Source organism: Dickeya parazeae Ech586, from assembly GCF_000025065.1.
GTDB lineage: Bacteria > Pseudomonadota > Gammaproteobacteria > Enterobacterales > Enterobacteriaceae > Dickeya > Dickeya zeae.
The window spans coordinates 2265079-2282478 of the sequence record NC_013592.1; the positions used below are offsets into that span (position 1 = coordinate 2265079).

7 protein-coding genes are annotated in these 17400 nt (G+C 57.7%); all 7 read left to right on the forward strand.

All coding sequences use genetic code 11. The annotated features are described in order from the left end of the window. Positions 1-155: 155 nt before the first annotated feature. The 7 genes from DD586_RS09925 (at position 156) to dbpA (ending at position 17123) form a co-directional block, all read left to right on the forward strand. The gene (locus tag DD586_RS09925) at positions 156-5051 is read left to right on the forward strand and encodes an AvrE-family type 3 secretion system effector (protein ID WP_012884677.1); all 4896 of its coding nucleotides are present in this window, start codon (positions 156-158) and stop codon (positions 5049-5051) included. A gap of 50 nt (positions 5052-5101) precedes the next feature. Further along, a complete protein-coding gene (locus DD586_RS09930) occupies positions 5102-5524 on the forward strand; it encodes a type III secretion system chaperone (RefSeq protein WP_012884678.1) in 423 nt (140 codons plus the stop codon). Between the two features lie 199 nt (positions 5525-5723). Continuing rightward, positions 5724-9233 (forward strand): exodeoxyribonuclease V subunit gamma, encoded by a 3510-nt coding sequence (gene recC / locus DD586_RS09935; protein WP_012884679.1) that lies wholly within the window; start codon positions 5724-5726, stop codon positions 9231-9233. Then, positions 9230-12922: an exodeoxyribonuclease V subunit beta gene (recB, locus tag DD586_RS09940; protein ID WP_012884680.1), complete on the forward strand. Its 3693-nt coding sequence runs from the start codon at positions 9230-9232 to the stop codon at positions 12920-12922. The genes recC and recB overlap by 4 nt, the downstream gene beginning before the upstream one ends. Further along, complete coding sequence (gene recD / locus DD586_RS09945) at positions 12919-14964, forward strand: exodeoxyribonuclease V subunit alpha (protein WP_012884681.1); 2046 nt, start codon at positions 12919-12921, stop codon at positions 14962-14964. Before recB ends, recD begins: the two co-directional genes overlap by 4 nt. Before the next feature lie 142 nt (positions 14965-15106). After that, positions 15107-15673, forward strand: a complete 567-nt coding sequence (locus DD586_RS09950) for a GNAT family N-acetyltransferase (RefSeq protein ID WP_012884682.1) — start codon at positions 15107-15109, stop codon at positions 15671-15673. Between the two features lie 76 nt (positions 15674-15749). Continuing rightward, positions 15750-17123, forward strand: a complete 1374-nt coding sequence (gene dbpA / locus DD586_RS09955) for an ATP-dependent RNA helicase DbpA (protein WP_012884683.1) — start codon at positions 15750-15752, stop codon at positions 17121-17123. Positions 17124-17400: the final 277 nt, after the last annotated feature.

Genomic DNA, 17400 nt, shown 5'->3' on the forward strand with positions numbered 1-17400 from the left:
GCCCGCTGTTTGCTGAGTGAAGAAAGCGGCGTGATGGTTCCATCCCACACGTTGGGGGCGGCGGGAGGACATTCTGTGGGCTGACGGAACTGAAGGCGAGCACAGGCCACTCAACAGGCATCACCGCACTCAATCCAGCACACGGGAGAAGGCCAATGTTGGGCAATATCACTCATATTCAGCGACAACCGTCGTTGACAGACATCCAGAACTCCGCCCCCCAAAGCAGTCATACACTGACGCAAGGCAGTACGAGCGTGCCCGCGCAGTCCACGTCGGCGTCACTGCAACGGGCAGGAATGCACGCCGGTATCGCACACGTTAGCCAGCAGCCGTCGCTTCCCAATGGTGAAGGTGCGCAGATTGGCCGTTCTCCCAATTTGCAGGGCATGCAAGGGGCGATAGACCGCGCGCTATCGGCAGCTACGAATACGCCTGCGGTGGCCGGGTCAGGCAGCGTGATATCGCTGGATAAAAAAGGGCGGCTTGAACTGGGTGATGGGGTGTCCGATCACCTGAAAACGTTGTTGTCGCAAACAGTGGGTAAGAACGCGTTGCCCTTTGTTGCGCATCAGGCTAGCGGCGATGGTAGCCAACATGTGCTGATGGATAAAAGCGGTCGACTGTTTAGCCTGCATCTGGCCGGTGACAGAATGGTGGCGTTGCATTCCAGCGCTCCGGCGCAGGCGGGTAAAGCCGCACAGGCGTTGTCCGGCAAGCATCAGGCCAGCTTTGCGCTGGAGATGGATGACACACACGTCCGTGCGTCTGTCGTTAACCACAGTGGCGTCACTACCATCAACCTGCCACAACCGGGGCGGGTGGTTCAGGCGTTGCTGACAGGGGTGCACACCGACCCGTCAAACGAGAACCAGACGCTGAGGATTCATGATAAGGCACTGTATAGCCTGAATGCCGATCGGGTATGGGAGAAAAAGAGCGATACGCCGTACAGCCATCTGGCGAGTCAGGCGGATGGTAAATTGTATGCCGTGAAGGGGGATAAAACCCTTGCTAACCTGTCGGCGGGACAGGAATCGCCGCCGTTTGCCGACAAAATTAAATCCTTCTTCGCCAATGCACAGCACAACGTGGCGTTATTGACGGAAAAAGAGGACAGCACGGTACAGCTTCATCTGTTGCCGAAAGCCGATGCCCCCGCAGATCAGCACATCACGCTCAACCTGAAGCTCGAAGGACATGTGGCGCTGGCTCGCGGCAGTGAACAGGTGAACGCCAGAGCCGTCGGGCTGGAAGGCCATCGTTTGTTTGTTGCCGATGATGAAGGCAAGGTGTTTGTCGGGGCGTTGCCATCGGCTGGTGACAATACCGTGAAGCTGGAACCGTATCACAGCCCGGCGTTGAATGCGGTACTGGGTGAACACCACAAGGTGCAAGTTTTTGTGGCGGATGAACACGGTGCCATGCACGCGCAGGTTAACGACGCTGCCGGGCAGAAACATCTGGCCCCACTGGCAGATGGCAGTAAGCCGGGGGAAACCGAAGGGTTCACACCCGGCTGGAATCTGAGTGATGCACTGATAGTGGAGAATCAGGCCGGGTTAACCAAACAGGACCCACCGGCGCATGAGGTGATGGACATGGGGCGGCTGGGGGCCATGGCGCTGCATGACGGCAAAATTCACTACCTCGACAGCACCACTCAGAGCTGGACCAAAACCGAGGTGGGTGCCACTCAGCTGGCGCGTGGCCTGGATAATCAGGCCTACGTGCTGGATGAAGGGCAGGTGAAGAAGCTCTCTATCAACCAAAAAGCCGACAGCGTGACCCATGGCGATAACAATGTCTTTGCCGTTACGCAAGGACGTAACTCTCCGTCGGCGGGTGACCCGTTATCCGGGCCGGATAAAAACAGCGGTACCAGGGCACTGGCGGTGGTAGATGGCAACAAATATGTTACCGCCACCGCACAAGGCGCGTTGCAACTGCATCTTAACAAGCCGGGTTTACAGCGTGCGGCGATACCGCCGCAGCCATTACCGACCGATGGGCTGAGTGGTGAAGTGAAACATCTGGCGTTGGATAAGGAGCAGAACCTGTTCGCGCTCAATAACGACGGACAGTTATTCAGGCTGGATAAACGGGCGTTACAGGGTCACGCAGAGGCACGAGCCAGTAGCCAGTGGCAGCCGGTTGTGCTGCCGGACAATGTGAAGGCCGAGCGGTTGTCGACCAGTAAAAACCACGAGCCGATGATCGTGGATGACGGGCATCAGCAGCACAGCTTAACGAGCGATGGCTGGAAAACCGCCACACCGGAACCCCCCGACACGCATGCACCGCGTGCCGCCGCTGCGGCTTATGATCGGCTGGCGGGGGCGACCAAAGCGGTACACATTCCCTTGACTCACCTCACGGGGAAAGTGGAAGCACAGGTTCTGGGGCGCTCAGGGATGGAAAGCCATAAGACCAACAGTCACTTTGGTGATTTTTTGGGAGCTTATGTCAAAGAAACGGTGAAAGAGATAGCCAGAAAGCCGATTGACGCCGCACAACACCACCTGAAAGGGCGGGAAGGGCTGTCACCGCTTTACGACACGCAGGCCAACCTGTTTAAAAAATTGGAACTGGCGGTCTCTTCTCATCGCTGGAGTGCTAAACGTGAAGATTTGCAAAGTCGGCTGGAAAAACTCGATTTAGGCGAGGCCGGAAAGCCGTTACTGGATGAATTGAAATCATTCCAGAACGATGTGGAAATGAGTGCGGCTAAATCCGCCACCTTGCTAGGCAAGCATCAGGGGGTATTGCAACCTGGCGGCGAGGTCAACGACACCTTCAAACCCTCGGCATTCAAGGCGGTGGCTCAAGCCATCAATGATAAGCGTTCCGGCAACGATCTGAGTGTGGCGCTGTCGACGGTCATCGACGCGGCACCGCTTTCCAAAGACAGCAAAGCCGGGGCATTGCTGAACACCTTCGTCGCCAAAAAAGTCGACATGAGCTACCAGAGTGACAGCGTGGCAACCGGGCCCCGCCGCGATCTGGGCGATGCGATGGCGCTGACCAAATCACGTCTGGCGTTGGATGTCATGACGGCAAGCGATCTGCACGGCATCGTTGATAAGCTGGCCGCCTTCTCCGGTAAACAACCGAGCGCGGCTGATCTTAAGCCAGTGCACGCGGCCCTGAGTGCGCTGCGTGATCACCACTACGGTGATAACGATGTCAAAAAAGTCACGGATATGGGCTTTACCCGGTTTGGCGCGCTGGAGGCGGATTACGATGCGGTGAAAACGTTTACTCAGGCGTTTAGCAACGAGAAAAGCGCCGTCAACCTGACCTCTCGCACCTCGCTGGATGCCAGCGACAAGGCCGGGTTAGCCAGTAAACTCAAAGAGACCATTTTGTCGCTGGATAACGGTGAAAGCCTGGCCGTTAACCGCAGTTATAACGCAGGGGCCAGCACCTTCTATGTACCGGCGAAGGCCAAAGTGGTGCTCAACGCCACCACTTTTCCGATTGTGCCCAACGGCGGGGTAACCGGCGATCGTGCCTATAGCCTCACGTTCAGCCGCAGTGATAACGGCATTGACGTCAACTTTGGGCGCAATGGGGGATTGAATGCCAAAGTCGGGGTCTCAACCGGGCAAATACCGAATGATGCTAAGAAGAGTTTTGATTTCGACGATAAAAAACACACGATGACGTTGGATGTTCGCTTTGGCGGCAGTCTCTCCGCCGGGCTGGGAACCGTTCAACAACATGGCCTCAAATTCACGCTGAGCGAAAAAGAGCTGCCCGGTTTCATCGATAACCTGACAGAGGGCAAGGTGAATCCGCTGGATCTGGTGGCAAAGGGGAGCGACCATCGGGTCAAAGAGGGATTCTCCATTAAATTTGATGTGGATGCCGCCCTGACAGCTGATGCCCGTGCCGAAGTCAATCTGACGGATAAACCCGCTGCGTCGAAAAAAGGCAAAGTGCCGACCTCAGCAACCCGTTTTTCTGTTGGTGTGGGTGCTGGTGCGAACCTGATGTCGGCCAGCCATGAGCACAGCACAATACGGGGGGCGTTCACCGAGCAGAGTGCGACCACCAATAACCGGGCGCGTTTTATGAACCAGGTGAACGTCGGTGCCAACGCCACCGCCTTCGCCGGTATCACCCGACCGGACCCGAATGGTGCATGGGTCGCCCCGCTAACCACCGGCGCGTCGGCCATGATGACGGTGGACACCAAAACCAATCACAGTATCAGTATGCAGCTCAAACCGGCACAACCGCTGGAACATCGTGAGATGGATAACCTGCTGACGGCCTTGAAGAAAAAATTTACCGACCCAGAGACACAGCAGGTGCTGAAAGGCGTGAAAGACCTGACGGATGTTGGCGAACAACTGGCCATTCTGAATACGCATTTTGACGCGAAAACCCCGGTGGACGACGGTCAGTATGGCGCCATCAGGGATTTGCAGGCGAAGGTTCGACAGCATGACGCGGCGGGAAAACAGGGTGTGACGCTGGATAGCGCCAGCTACAGCACCACGTACGCTAACCTGTCCAAACTGGACAGCAATGGGATTTTCCATGCCCTGCGCAAGCTGGTCAGCGATAACCTGCCACCCACCAACGCCGAACGTATTCATGGGTTTATGGAGGAAAACCCGGCGCTGAAAGCCGTGGTGCAAAAAATGCAGTCACTGACTAATGCCACCGCGGGCGTCAGCCTGGAGTTGAAAGACGAGGTGAAAGCAAGGGTCGAAAAAGGCATCCAGAACAATACGCTGGGTAAGGATGATATTGCGGCTATTTTCCGCGACAGCAACAACCTGCGTATCAAGTCAGTCGATTTCACCCAAACAGTAAAAAATAAGGAAGGGCTGGCGTTTCCGCTGCCGATTGTCAGCGCAGGCAGCAGTGCCGATGTCAGCATGACCAAACTGCTGGGCAAAATTAACTTCAGCTACGGCCAGAACCAGAACAACCCCGCCAGTTTCAGTCTGGAAGGGGCTATCGCTAAAGCCAATCCTGAGGTGTCGCAGGCGGTCAATCATCTGCACCAGCAAGGGATTACGCTGGCAAAACAGTGAAAAGCGAAACCCCATTAACGGTTCATTAAGGTATTAAGGAGTAAAACACCATGACATCAGCACAACAACAGGCGGCGCGTTTGCTGCAACATTTCAGTCAGTTTAACCACACCCGACTGACGCTGAATAACGGCATCTGTGTTCTGAATGATGCACAGGGGCAAGAGGCGGCGGTCATCGAAGTGCCAGCACAAAGCGACAACCTGCTGCTGCACTGCCAGATAGTGAACCTGCAAGGGGAAGAGCGACCCGCTATCTACCGCCTGATGTTACTGCTCAATTTCGAAATGGCGGCGATGCGTGGCTGCTGGCTGGCACTGGATGAGTTCGATAACCTGCGGCTATGCACTCAGCACCCGCTTGATACGCTGGATGAGCCGGGCTTTACCTCGTTGCTTACTGGTTATATCCGGCAGGTGAGCGACGTTCGAGCCTTTATCACGCAGTCGTTGGCGGACAGTCAGGCCGCCTGACGAGGTCTGTACTAAGAGGTCTGTACTAATAAGTTCTTACACCTGAAATCATCCTATCAACATCATCACACCGGTCGCGGCTGCGACCGGCTTCGCACGACGCGCTTCCCGGTATCACAGCCAATCCCATGAATGCTAAGATATTTACTGACTGTACTGTTATTCGGTACATCCGGTGCGGCAACGAGCAGAGAGAGCGATGAACGAAAACAGGCTACGACCCGGTTTGATGGCGATTCACAGCAACCATCCTGAAGCGCTGCGTGACGTGCTGGTATCGTGGATGGCGGCCCACCCGCTGTCCGGGCTGGAAAACGAACTGATTCTGGTGCAAAGCAACGGTATTGGGCAGTGGCTGAAACTGGCGCTGGCGCGTGATACCCACGACGGCGGTTGCGGTGTGGCCGCCGCGCTGGATATTCAGTTACCGTCGCGTTTTTTCTGGCAGGCTTACCGGGCGGTGCTGGGCCGTGAGCAGGTGCCGGAAACCTCTCCCTTTGATAAACCGTTATTGGTCTGGCGGCTGCTACGCCTATTGCCGGACCTGCTGACACAGCCTGAGTTTGCCGCGCTGGCGCGTTTTTTGCGACAGGATACCGATTTGCGAAAACACTACCAGTTGGCCGAGCGGCTGGCTGACCTGTTTGACCAATATCAGGTCTATCGCGCTGACTGGCTGGCCGACTGGAGTGAAGGGCGGGATGTACTGACCAGCCACCGACGCGGCGTGGAGCCGCTGCCAGAGGAGCAGCGCTGGCAACCGTTGTTGTGGCGTGCACTGCTGGCGGATACCGGCGAGGCGCTGTCCGGCACCAGCCGTGCGGCGTTGCACCGACGTTTTCTGGATGAGGTCGACCGGCGAGGCGACAGCGAACGTCCTGCCGGTTTACCGTCGCGTGTTGTCGTGTTTGGTATTTCGTCATTATCGCAACAGGCGCTGGAACTGCTGGCGGCCATCGGGCGTTGGACCCAGGTGTTCATGTGCGTGCATAACCCGTGCGAACATTACTGGGGCAACATTATTGCCGATAAAGACCTGTTACGTGCTGAACGTGCCCGTCAGCAGCGAAAACCCGGCATGCCAGAAGTGATTGCGCTGGAGGAATTACATCAGCATGCCCACCCGCTGCTGGCGGCATGGGGCAAACAAGGGCGCGACTACATCGGATTGCTCGATGAGTACGACCAGCGTGAGCAATATGAGTCTCTGCTGCAACCGGTGATCTCGCGTATTGATCTATTCAACAGTAACGGCGAAGACTGCCTGCTGCATCAGCTACAGGACGACATTCGGGATTTGCGCCCGCTGGCGGAAAGTCGGTCGCGCTGGCCTGCCATCGACTCCGATCAGGACAGTTCTGTCCGGTTTCATTTGGCGCACAGCCCACAGCGTGAAGTGGAAGTGCTGCATGACCAACTGCTGGCGGCGTTTGCCGCCGACCCGACGCTGCGCCCGAGCGATGTGATTGTGATGGTGCCGGACATCAACAGCTATGCGCCGCATATTCAGGCGGTATTCGGGTTGATAGACCGGCAGAAAGACCCGCGTTACATCCCATTCAGTGTGGCGGATCGCGGTGCACGGCAGAACAACCTGGTGTTGGCGGCACTGGAAAAACTGTTGCACCTGCCGCAGTCGCGTGTGGCGGTCAGCGATGTGCTGGATCTACTGGACGTACCGGCGGTGCGTCAGCGTTTTGCCATTGAGGAAGAACAGCTACCGTTATTGCAGCGCTGGATTAGGGCGGCCAACGTGCGCTGGGGGTTACATGCGCGCCAGCGCCAAAGCCTTAACCTGCCGGATGCGCCGGAGCAGAACAGCTGGTTTTTCGGCCTGCGCCGTATGCTGCTGGGGTATGCGGTAGGCGCAGGTGGTGCCTGGCGGGATATCGAACCGCTGGATGAAATTGGCGGGCTGGATGCTGCGCTGGCTGGACAACTGGCGTGGTTGCTCGACAGGCTCGATTACAGCTGGCAGCAGCTGTGTCAGCCCGCAACGCCGGTGCAGTGGTGCGAGCGGTTACGTGTACTGTTGAGCACGTTTTTTGCGGCGGATGATGGCGAGGATGGCTTCATGCTACTGCAACTGGACGAAGGGTTGCAGAACTGGCTGGAGGCGTGCGAATCGGTCGCGTTGACGCAGGAACTACCGTTATCGGTGGTTCGGGAACACTGGCTGGGGTTATTTGAACAAACGAGCCTGACCCAGCCGTTTTTCGCCGGTGCCGTCACCTTCGCCACATTGATGCCGATGCGCGCCATCCCATTCCGCCATGTGTGCCTGCTGGGCATGAATGACGGTGATTACCCCCGCAACCGGGTGCCACTGGACTTCGACCTGATGGGGCAGGATTACCGCCCCGGCGACCGTTCCCGCCGTGAAGATGACCGTTACCTGTTTTTGGAGGCGCTGCTGTCGGCACGTGAACGGCTGTACATCAGTTGGGTTGGGCGCAGTATCCACGATAACAGCGAGCGTCCGCCCTCGGTGCTGGTGGCGCAACTGCGCGACCACCTCAGCAACGGCTGGCGGATTGTTAACGGGCAGGATGTGTTGCCCGCGCTAACGGTGGAGCACCGATTGCAGCCTTTCAGCCCGGAGTACTTTACCGCGGGCAGTTCGCTGTTCAGTTATGCCCGTGAATGGCGTGCCGGGCTACCGTCATACGATGGCGCGTCATCGCAAACGGCCGCCGCATCGGATGCGGTGTTGGATGATTATGTGCAGGATGGGGTGCTGACGTTGCGTCAACTGGCCGATTTTGTGCGTGACCCGGTGCGCAGCTTCTTCCGTTTACGGCTCAACGTCTGGTTTGAGCAGGAAGACCCCACCAGCCAGGATCAGGAACCGTTTGCCATTGATGCACTGGAAAACTGGCGGTTGCAACATGAATTGATTCAGGTACAAAAAGCCGCGTTGCAGCGGCAGATTCCCCGCGAGCAGGCGCTGGCTGAACATTTGCAGCGTATCACCCGGCGTGGAGAGCTGGCACCCGGCGGTTTCGCCACAGTACTGGAGCAGGATTTGGCCGAACCGATGGCGGACCTGTTTACCCGTTACGAACAGGAGCGGGATAAATGGCCGACACCGATACCGGACGAACCGCTGTCGTTGCCGGAATTACCGCTGGAAGACTGGCTGAACGAACTGCGCCTTGACGAACAGGGGAACCGCTGTCGGCTGGTGCTGGAAAGCGGCGGGTTGCTCCATCCCACCCGTCGCAGTTACCGCCTGGATAAACTGTTGCCGTTCTGGGTGGCGCATCTGGCCGGGCACCTCGGCGGGCACGCGTTACACAGCACATTGGTCAGTAAAAACGGTACCGTTCATCTGCCTGCGCTGGAGCCTGCGCAGGCGGCGGCTTACTGGCAGTCACTGATGGACGCCTGGCGAGAGGGCATGCGTTGCCCGTTGCCCGTCGCGGTGAAAACCGGGTTTCGCTGGCTGGAGGTTGGCGGTGAGCTGGGGCAATCGGCTGATGGTGAAGCAGGGAAAGCGGCACGCCAGTGCTATGAGGAGCATGATCCTGCTAACCGCAAATATGCTGAATCAGCGTCCAACCCTTATCTGGCGCGGGCTTTCCCGACGTTCGAGCATCTGTGGGCCGACGGCGAATTTGCCCGCTGGGTACAGCAGTTACTGGCACCGCTACACCACACACTGAAAGCCGCATCGGCGAGAAATAAAAAATCAGGGGGCCAGCCATGACGGCGAGCGCGTTACCTTCTGCGCTGGATGTACTGCGCTTTCCACTCTGCGGCAGTCGGCTAATCGAGGCCAGCGCCGGTACCGGCAAAACTTTTACCATCGCCATGTTGTATGTGCGGCTGGTGCTGGGGCACGGTGGTGAGCACGCCTTCTCGCGTCCGCTCAATCCGCCGGACATTCTGGTGGTGACCTTTACTGATGCCGCGACCCGCGAATTGCGTGACCGTATTCGCGCACGACTGGCGCAGGCCGCGGCTTACTTTCAGCCGAACGACAAGGGCGGCACGGCGGGTGAGGATGACGAGGTTGATCCGCTACTGCGCGAACTGCGTGCCGACTACCCATCAGAACAGTGGCCGGATTGCGCCCGCAAATTGCAACTGGCGGCGGAATGGATGGATGAAGCGGCGGTGTCCACCATCCACAGTTGGTGTAACCGGATGCTGGGCGAACACGCGTTTGACAGCGGCAGCCTGTTTAATCAGACGCTGGAAACCGACCAGAGCGAATTGCTGCTGGAGGTGGTGCGTGATTACTGGCGTACCTTCTTTTTCCCGCTCGATGCCCGTGATGTGCTGGAGCTACGCGATAGCTGGGCCGCACCGGAAGATTTTTATCGCAGCGTCACACCGTTGCTGGATTATGCTGATGAGATTGGCATTGATGACCTGCCCGCACAGATCTTCAGTACCGTCCGCGCAGAAAAAACACGCCAACTGGCGGCACTGAAAGCGCCCTGGACACAATGGTGCGACGAGCTGCGCGACCTGTTGAACGCCGCCGTGGCAGCGAAAAAAGCGGATGGCCGTAAGCTACAGGCCCGCTATTTCGACCCGTGGCTGGATAAACTGCAACACTGGGCGAGCAGTGACGAGACGACGCTGGATATCGGCACCGGCTGGACACGGCTGACGCCACAAGGGTTACGGGAGTGCTGGAAAATACCGGACGAGGCACCGTCACACCCGGCGTTACGTGCGATGGAAACGTTGGCGCAGCAGTTGAGCGACTTGCCGGAGCCACGTAGCCAACTGTTACGGCACGCCTGCCGCTGGATACACCAGCGTTTTCGCTCCGAGCAGGAAAGCCGGGCGCAGATGGGGTTTCAGGACTTGCTGACCCGGCTGGATGGCGCGTTGCGCGGCGATAACGGCGAACGGCTGGCGCAACGTATTCGTCGCCAGTTTCCGGTAGCGATGATCGATGAATTTCAGGACACCGACCCGCTGCAATACCGCATTTTCGATACCCTGTACCGGGTGGCAACCAATGATCCGCAACAGGGGTTGATCCTGATAGGCGATCCGAAACAGGCGATTTACGCGTTTCGCGGTGCCGATATCTACACCTATTTGCGCGCCCGGCGCGATACCGACGGCCGACATTACACGCTGGGGACCAACTTTCGTTCCACACAGGCGATGGTCGATGCCGTTAATCAAGTGTTTATGCAAGCGGAAAACCGTGCCAACGGCGCAGGCGCGTTTTTATTTCGTCAGCCGGATGGCGACAACCCGGTGCCGTTCTTGCCGGTGCAGGCTAACGGCCGTGATGACATCTGGGTGCAAGAAGGAACGCCAGCTGCGGCATTGACCTGCTGGACGCTGGAAACCGATGAACCGCTGTCGTCGTCAGAATACCGTCAGCGAATGGCGGCGGGGTGCGCCCGGGAAATGGTGCGACTGTTACAACTGGGCGAGCAGGGGCAGGCCGGTTTTGTCTCGTCTGATCAACGCTGGCGTCCGGTCAAACCGGGCGATATGGCGGTGCTGGTCAATACCGGGCGCGAGGCGATGGCGGTACGGGCGCAACTGTCCGCTCGCGGGGTGCGCAGCGTGTATTTGTCTGACCGGGAGTCGGTGTTTGACAGCCCACTGGCAGGAGAACTGCACTGCTGGTTGTCCGCCTGCGCTGACCCGGAGAACGACCGATTGCTGCGTGCCGCGCTGGCCACGCCGTTACTGGGGCTGAGCTGGCAGGCGCTTGACCGCCTTAACCACGACGAGCAGGAGTGGGAACGACGGGTGATGCAATTTGTCCGCTACCAGCAGTGCTGGCGTCAGCAAGGCGTGTTGCCGATGCTACGGCGGTTGCTGTGGGAGTTTGATGTCCCGCGTCGGCTGCTGGCTGCCGATAACGCCCGGGCGTTGACCGATGTGCTGCATTTGTCGGAGTTACTGCAACAGGCCAGCGTGCATCTGGACGGCGAACACGCGCTGATCCGCTATCTGGCGGAGCAGTGCCAGGCGGATAATCCCGGTAGCGATAGCCTGAAAGTGCGGCTGGAAAGTGACGCCGATCTGGTCAAAGTGGTGACCGTGCATAAATCGAAAGGGCTGGAATACCCGCTGGTGTTTCTGCCGTTCGCCTGTGCGTTTCGAACGGTCAGCCATCGGGATGTGCCGCTGAAATTTCATGATGATGACGGGCAGCCGCGCCTTGAGTTGATTGCCAGTGACGAGGCGGTTGCGCGAGCCGACCATGAGCGCCTGGGTGAAGACCTGCGTAAATTTTATGTCGCGTTAACCCGCGCGCGCTATGCCCTGTGGCTTGGGGTAGCGCCGCTGAAAGAACTGGAAAAAAGTGCTCCCGGCTATCTGCTCGGTGCCGGTGAGCCAGTGGAGGCCGGGCAACTGGCGTCATGTTTGTCGCTCTGGATCGGCCCGCACAGCCAGATAGCACCACTGCCGGAAAGTGATGATGCGGTATATCGCGCGGCGCGGGAAACACCGGCATTGGGGCAAGAGCCGCCGTTACCGGATATTCGCCGTCACCGTTGGCGCATCACCAGTTATTCCGGGTTGCAACTGGCACCGGAGGGGCAGTATCAGGAGCGTCGTGAGTCCGCCGCTCATGACGCCGCCGAAGTACAGAGCGCACGGCAGGAAACCTTTAGCGAACCGCAGGAAACCGCAGAGCGTCTGCCACCGCTGCCGGTCGGCTACGATATGTACAGCTTTCCACGTGGTGCGGTGCCGGGCAGTTTTCTGCATGGGTTGTTGGAATGGGCGGGTAAAGAGGGGTTTGCCGCGCTGGCAGCGGATCGCCCGCGAGTGGAAGATCAGGTAGCGCGACGCTGTAACCGACAGGGCTGGACACCGTGGATACCGATGCTGACCGACTGGCTGATGGCGCAACTCAACCAACCGCTGGCGTTGCCCGCATCACCCGCTGGTACGGTGTCACTGGCTGGTCTGACGCAGTATCAGGTGGAAATGGAATTCTGGTTTGCGCTCAATCAGGTCGATACGCAACGTCTGGACCAACAGGTCAGCGCCGCCACACTGGCGGGGGCACCACGCGTGCCGCTGATGCGTGACGCGCTCAATGGCATGCTGAAAGGCTTTATCGATTTGGTGTTTGAACATCAGGGGCGCTACTACGTGCTGGATTACAAGTCCAACTGGCTGGGGGCGGACGCCGCCGACTATGACTTAGCGCATATGGCTCGAGCCATGCTAGACCATCGGTATGATCTGCAACTGGCCTTGTACCTGTTTGCCTTGCACCGCTTACTACGCTCCCGATTGCCAGATTATGACTACGACCGTCATGTCGGTGGGGCGTTGTATCTGTTCCTGCGCGGTAGTCAGGCACCGGGGGGCGGCGTTTACGCTGAACGACCGGATCGGACGCTGATTGACGCGCTGGACCGCCTGTTTAGCGGTGATACGGAGGTGACGGCATGACCCTCACTCACCATGATGACGTGGTTCAACTGCTGGATCAGTGGGTTGATTGCGGGTGGTTACGCGAGTTGGATCGCGCGCTGGTGCGCTTTCTGCATCAGGAATGCCCGGAAGCATCACCGCTGTTGCTGCTGGGTGCGGCGCTGGTCAGTTATCAGCTTGGGCGCGGGCATGTGTGTCTCGATCTGGCCGCTACGCTGGCTGATAGCAGTTTTTCGCTGGCGTTGCCGCCAGAGGGCGATCGCAGTGACAACCGTAAGATAGCACGCCCGGCGCAGGCGCTGGCGGGGGTGACCCTGTCAGCCTGGCTGGCGGCGTTGCAGCAGCCGCAACTGGTGGCGCCGGGGGAAGGGGTAACCCCGCTGGTATTGGTGGGGTCGCGTCTTTATCTGCGTCGTTACTGGCAGTATGAGCAGGATGTCCGTCAGGCGATTACCCGACAGTTACGGCACAACGAAACCTTGCGTGCAGCCATCGCGTCGGCGGCGCTACGCCAGCGGCTGGAGGCACTATTTCCTGCGACGACACCTCATACCACCAACTGGCAGAAGCTGGCGTGCGCACTGGCGGCGGGCAGTGCCTTTAGCATCATCACCGGTGGGCCGGGTACCGGGAAAACCACCACGGTGGTGAAATTGTTGGCGCTGTTGCAGTCACTGGCGCTGGAGCAACAGGGCAAACCGCTGCGTATCCGACTGGCGGCACCGACCGGCAAGGCAGCGGCGCGGCTAAACGAATCCATCGCTGGCGCGATTGCCAGCCTGACGCTGGACGGTCTGGCGCAGGGAGAGGCGATTCGTACGCACATTAACAGCGAGGTGGTAACGCTGCATCGCTTGCTGGGTAGCCGACCGGATACCCGACATTTCCGGCACCATGCCGATAATCCGCTGCTGCTGGATGTGCTGGTAGTGGATGAGGCCTCGATGGTGGATCTGGAGATGATGGCGGCGTTACTGGCCGCCATGCCGCGCGATTCCCGGCTGATTTTGCTGGGCGACAAGGATCAACTGGCGTCGGTGGAGGCGGGGGCGTTGATGGGGGAACTCTGTCAACGCGCCGCACAGGGGCATTACCTGCCACAGACCTGTGACTGGTTGCGTGAGGTGACCGGAGAGGCACCGGATGACGACTTGCTCGACCCGCAGGGCAATGCGCTGGATCAGTCGATTGTTATGCTGCGTCACAGTTACCGTTTTGGTGCTGACAGCGGTATCGGGAAGCTGGCCGATGCGGTAAATAGGGGAGATAACGCGGCGCTGGCGTCTGTCTGGCAACATGGGTTTGCCGATTTGGCACGACTGACGCTCGCCGCGAATGATGACAACACATTGCGTGAATGGGTTATCGAGGGCGCTGCCAGCCGATTCGGGGCTCAATCTGGTGTGGCGGCTCCGGTGGGCTACGGTGACTACCTGCGGCGTATGGCGTCGACACGGCCAGCGCTGACGGCATCTATGGAGGCGTTTGACGCCTGGGCTACAGAGATTCTGGCGGCGTTTGGTCAGTTCCAGTTGCTGTGTGCGTTGCGTAATGGGCCGTGGGGCGTGGAGAGCATGAACGAACGCATCGCCCATTTGCTGTATCGGGAAAGGCTGCTGGCTGGCTGGCAAGGCTGGTACCCCGGAAGGCCGGTGATGGTGACCCGCAACGATTATGGTCAGCGGCTGATGAACGGTGATATCGGCATTACGTTGACGGTACCGCAGACGCAGCCGGACGGTACCCGGCTATGGGTCACCCGGGTGGCGTTCCCGGTCGGTGACGGCTCCTCAGGCATTCGCTGGATGATGCCGGGGCGCTTGTCGGCGGTGGAAACCGTGTTCGCCATGACGGTGCATAAATCACAAGGGTCGGAATTCACTCACACCGCGTTGCTACTACCCGATAGCTTAAGCCCGATTCTGACCCGTGAACTGGTTTATACCGGCATCACCCGTGCGAAGCAGGCCTTCAGCCTTGGTTGTGTCGGCGAACACAGTACGGTGCTGGCAGAGGCAGTCAGCCGACGGGTACTCCGGGTCAGCGGACTGGTGGAGTAGTCCGCCAGTCGCTTGCTGATAGCAACGGTGGTCGCGTTTGTTCTCCTGAAATTGTCCAGTGGTTTAGGCATGGTGCGATAGGGTGTCGCAGTCTACCTGTTTATACCGTCGATATCTGACTTGTTGAGGACGCATCATAAAGATGAAAATAACCACCGAAAGACTCGTCATTAGACCCTTTGAGACGAAAGATGCCGCTGGGTTATGGGAATATCTCGCCCAGCCGCGCATGAATTGTTTTATGGATGAAAAGCTCGATACCCTTGAGGATGCCATCAGCGAAGTACAGCGCAGGCATCACGATGAAACGCAATTTGCTGTTTGCCTGAAAGATACGGATACCCTCATCGGGCATGTATTTGCTGAACGCGATGACGTAGATAATGACACGTACGGCGTCGGCTGGCATTTCAATGGAAAATATGAAGGGAAGGGCTACGCCAGTGAAGCAGCGCGGGCATTTTTCAATTTCCTGTTTGATAGTAAAAATGGAAGGCGAATTTATGCGTACGTCGAAGATTATAATGTCCGATCGCAGAAAATGTGTGAGCGCCTGAATATGCGTAGGGAGGCCTGTTTTCTGGAGTTTGTTCCGGTATGGCGCCGCACCCCAGATGAAGTACAGCGATACGACAATACCTATGTGTATGCGATCTTAAAAAAAGAGTGGCGGGTGCAGACGTCATTGAACGAGCCATCGATCCGCTGAGGTAGGGAAAACTCCTCGCGGCATGGCAGTCAAGGAATGGTATTATTGTCGGCCGATCCTATCTGGAATTTTCACTGTGACCTCATTTGCTGAACTGAACGCGCTTGCTGCGGAACAACTCACCACCTTAAACGAACTGGGCTATCTGTCCATGACCCCGATTCAGGCTGCGGCATTACCGGCGATCCTCGCCGGGAAAGATGTCCGCGCGCAGGCGAAAACCGGCAGCGGCAAAACGGCGGCTTTCGGGCTGGGCCTGCTGCAGCATCTGGATGCTGGGCAGTTCAAGACTCAATCGTTGGTGCTGTGCCCAACCCGCGAACTGGCCGATCAGGTTGCCAATGAGTTGCGTCGTCTGGCGCGTGGTATGCCGAACATCAAAGTGTTGGTATTGTGCGGCGGTGTACCGTTTAGCATCCAGCGTGACTCGCTGATTCATGCTCCCCATATTATTGTCGCCACGCCGGGCCGACTGTTGGATCACCTGAAAAAAGAGACCGTCAGCCTTGATGCGTTGCAGACATTAGTGCTGGATGAAGCGGATCGCATGCTCGATATGGGGTTTGCCGATGCTATCGATGAGGTGATTCACCACGCACCGGCCGAACGCCAGACACTGCTGTTTTCCGCCACCTGGCCGGAGGCGATTGCCGCCATCAGCCGTCGTATTCAACGTGATCCGTTGGTCATTGAAATTGACACGGTGGATGAATTGCCGGCGGTCGAGCAGCAATTCTATGAGGTGTCGCGCAACGGCAAGCTCGATCTGCTGCAAAAGTTGCTGAGCCGTGAACAGCCCGCGTCGTGCGTGGTGTTTTGTAATACCAAGAAAGATTGTCAGGCGGTATACGATGCGCTGACCCACAGTAACCAAAGTGTACTGGCGCTGCACGGCGACATGGAGCAGCGCGATCGCGACCAGACATTGGTACGTTTCGCCAATGGCAGTAGTCGTGTGCTGGTGGCAACCGACGTTGCTGCACGCGGGCTGGATATCAAGGCACTGGAAATGGTGATTAACTACGAACTGTCGTGGGATCCTGAAGTGCATGTTCATCGTATTGGCCGTACCGCCCGTGCGGGTGAACAGGGGCTTGCCATCAGCCTGTGCGCGCCGGAAGAAGCCCAGCGAGCGAATGCACTGGAAGAGATGCTGAAGATGAAACTGACCTGGCATCCATTGCCCAGTGGGTTGCGTATCACTCCGCTGGAGGCCGCAATGGCAACGCTGTGTATTGATGGCGGCAAAAAAGCCAAAATGCGCCCCGGCGATATTCTGGGCGCGCTAACTGGCGACATGGGGCTGGATGGCGCGGATATCGGCAAGATTACTATCCACCCGATGCACGCTTATGTGGCCGTCAAGCAGTCGCTGGCGCGTCAGGTATGGAAGCAACTACAACAAGGCAAAATTAAAGGGAAGGCGGTGAAGGTCCGGTTGTTAAAGTGAGTGGATGACCGTTATCAGGTTCTCTTTCATTGCTATTATTCGTTGATAATCTCAGGGATGCTGGCTGCTTTTGCGGCCAGCATGTGTTGTGATTTATTTATTTCGAGCATCAGGTTAAAGATAGAAAATAGAGAAAGAGCTAATTATTAGTTTGGTCTTAATTTATCTAATTATACCATCTTGTTAATATAAAATATGAGAGTTAGAACACGTGAAATATAAATTTCATAAAATGACACATAAGTAAATTACTATTACAATGTAAGTTCTGGTGGGT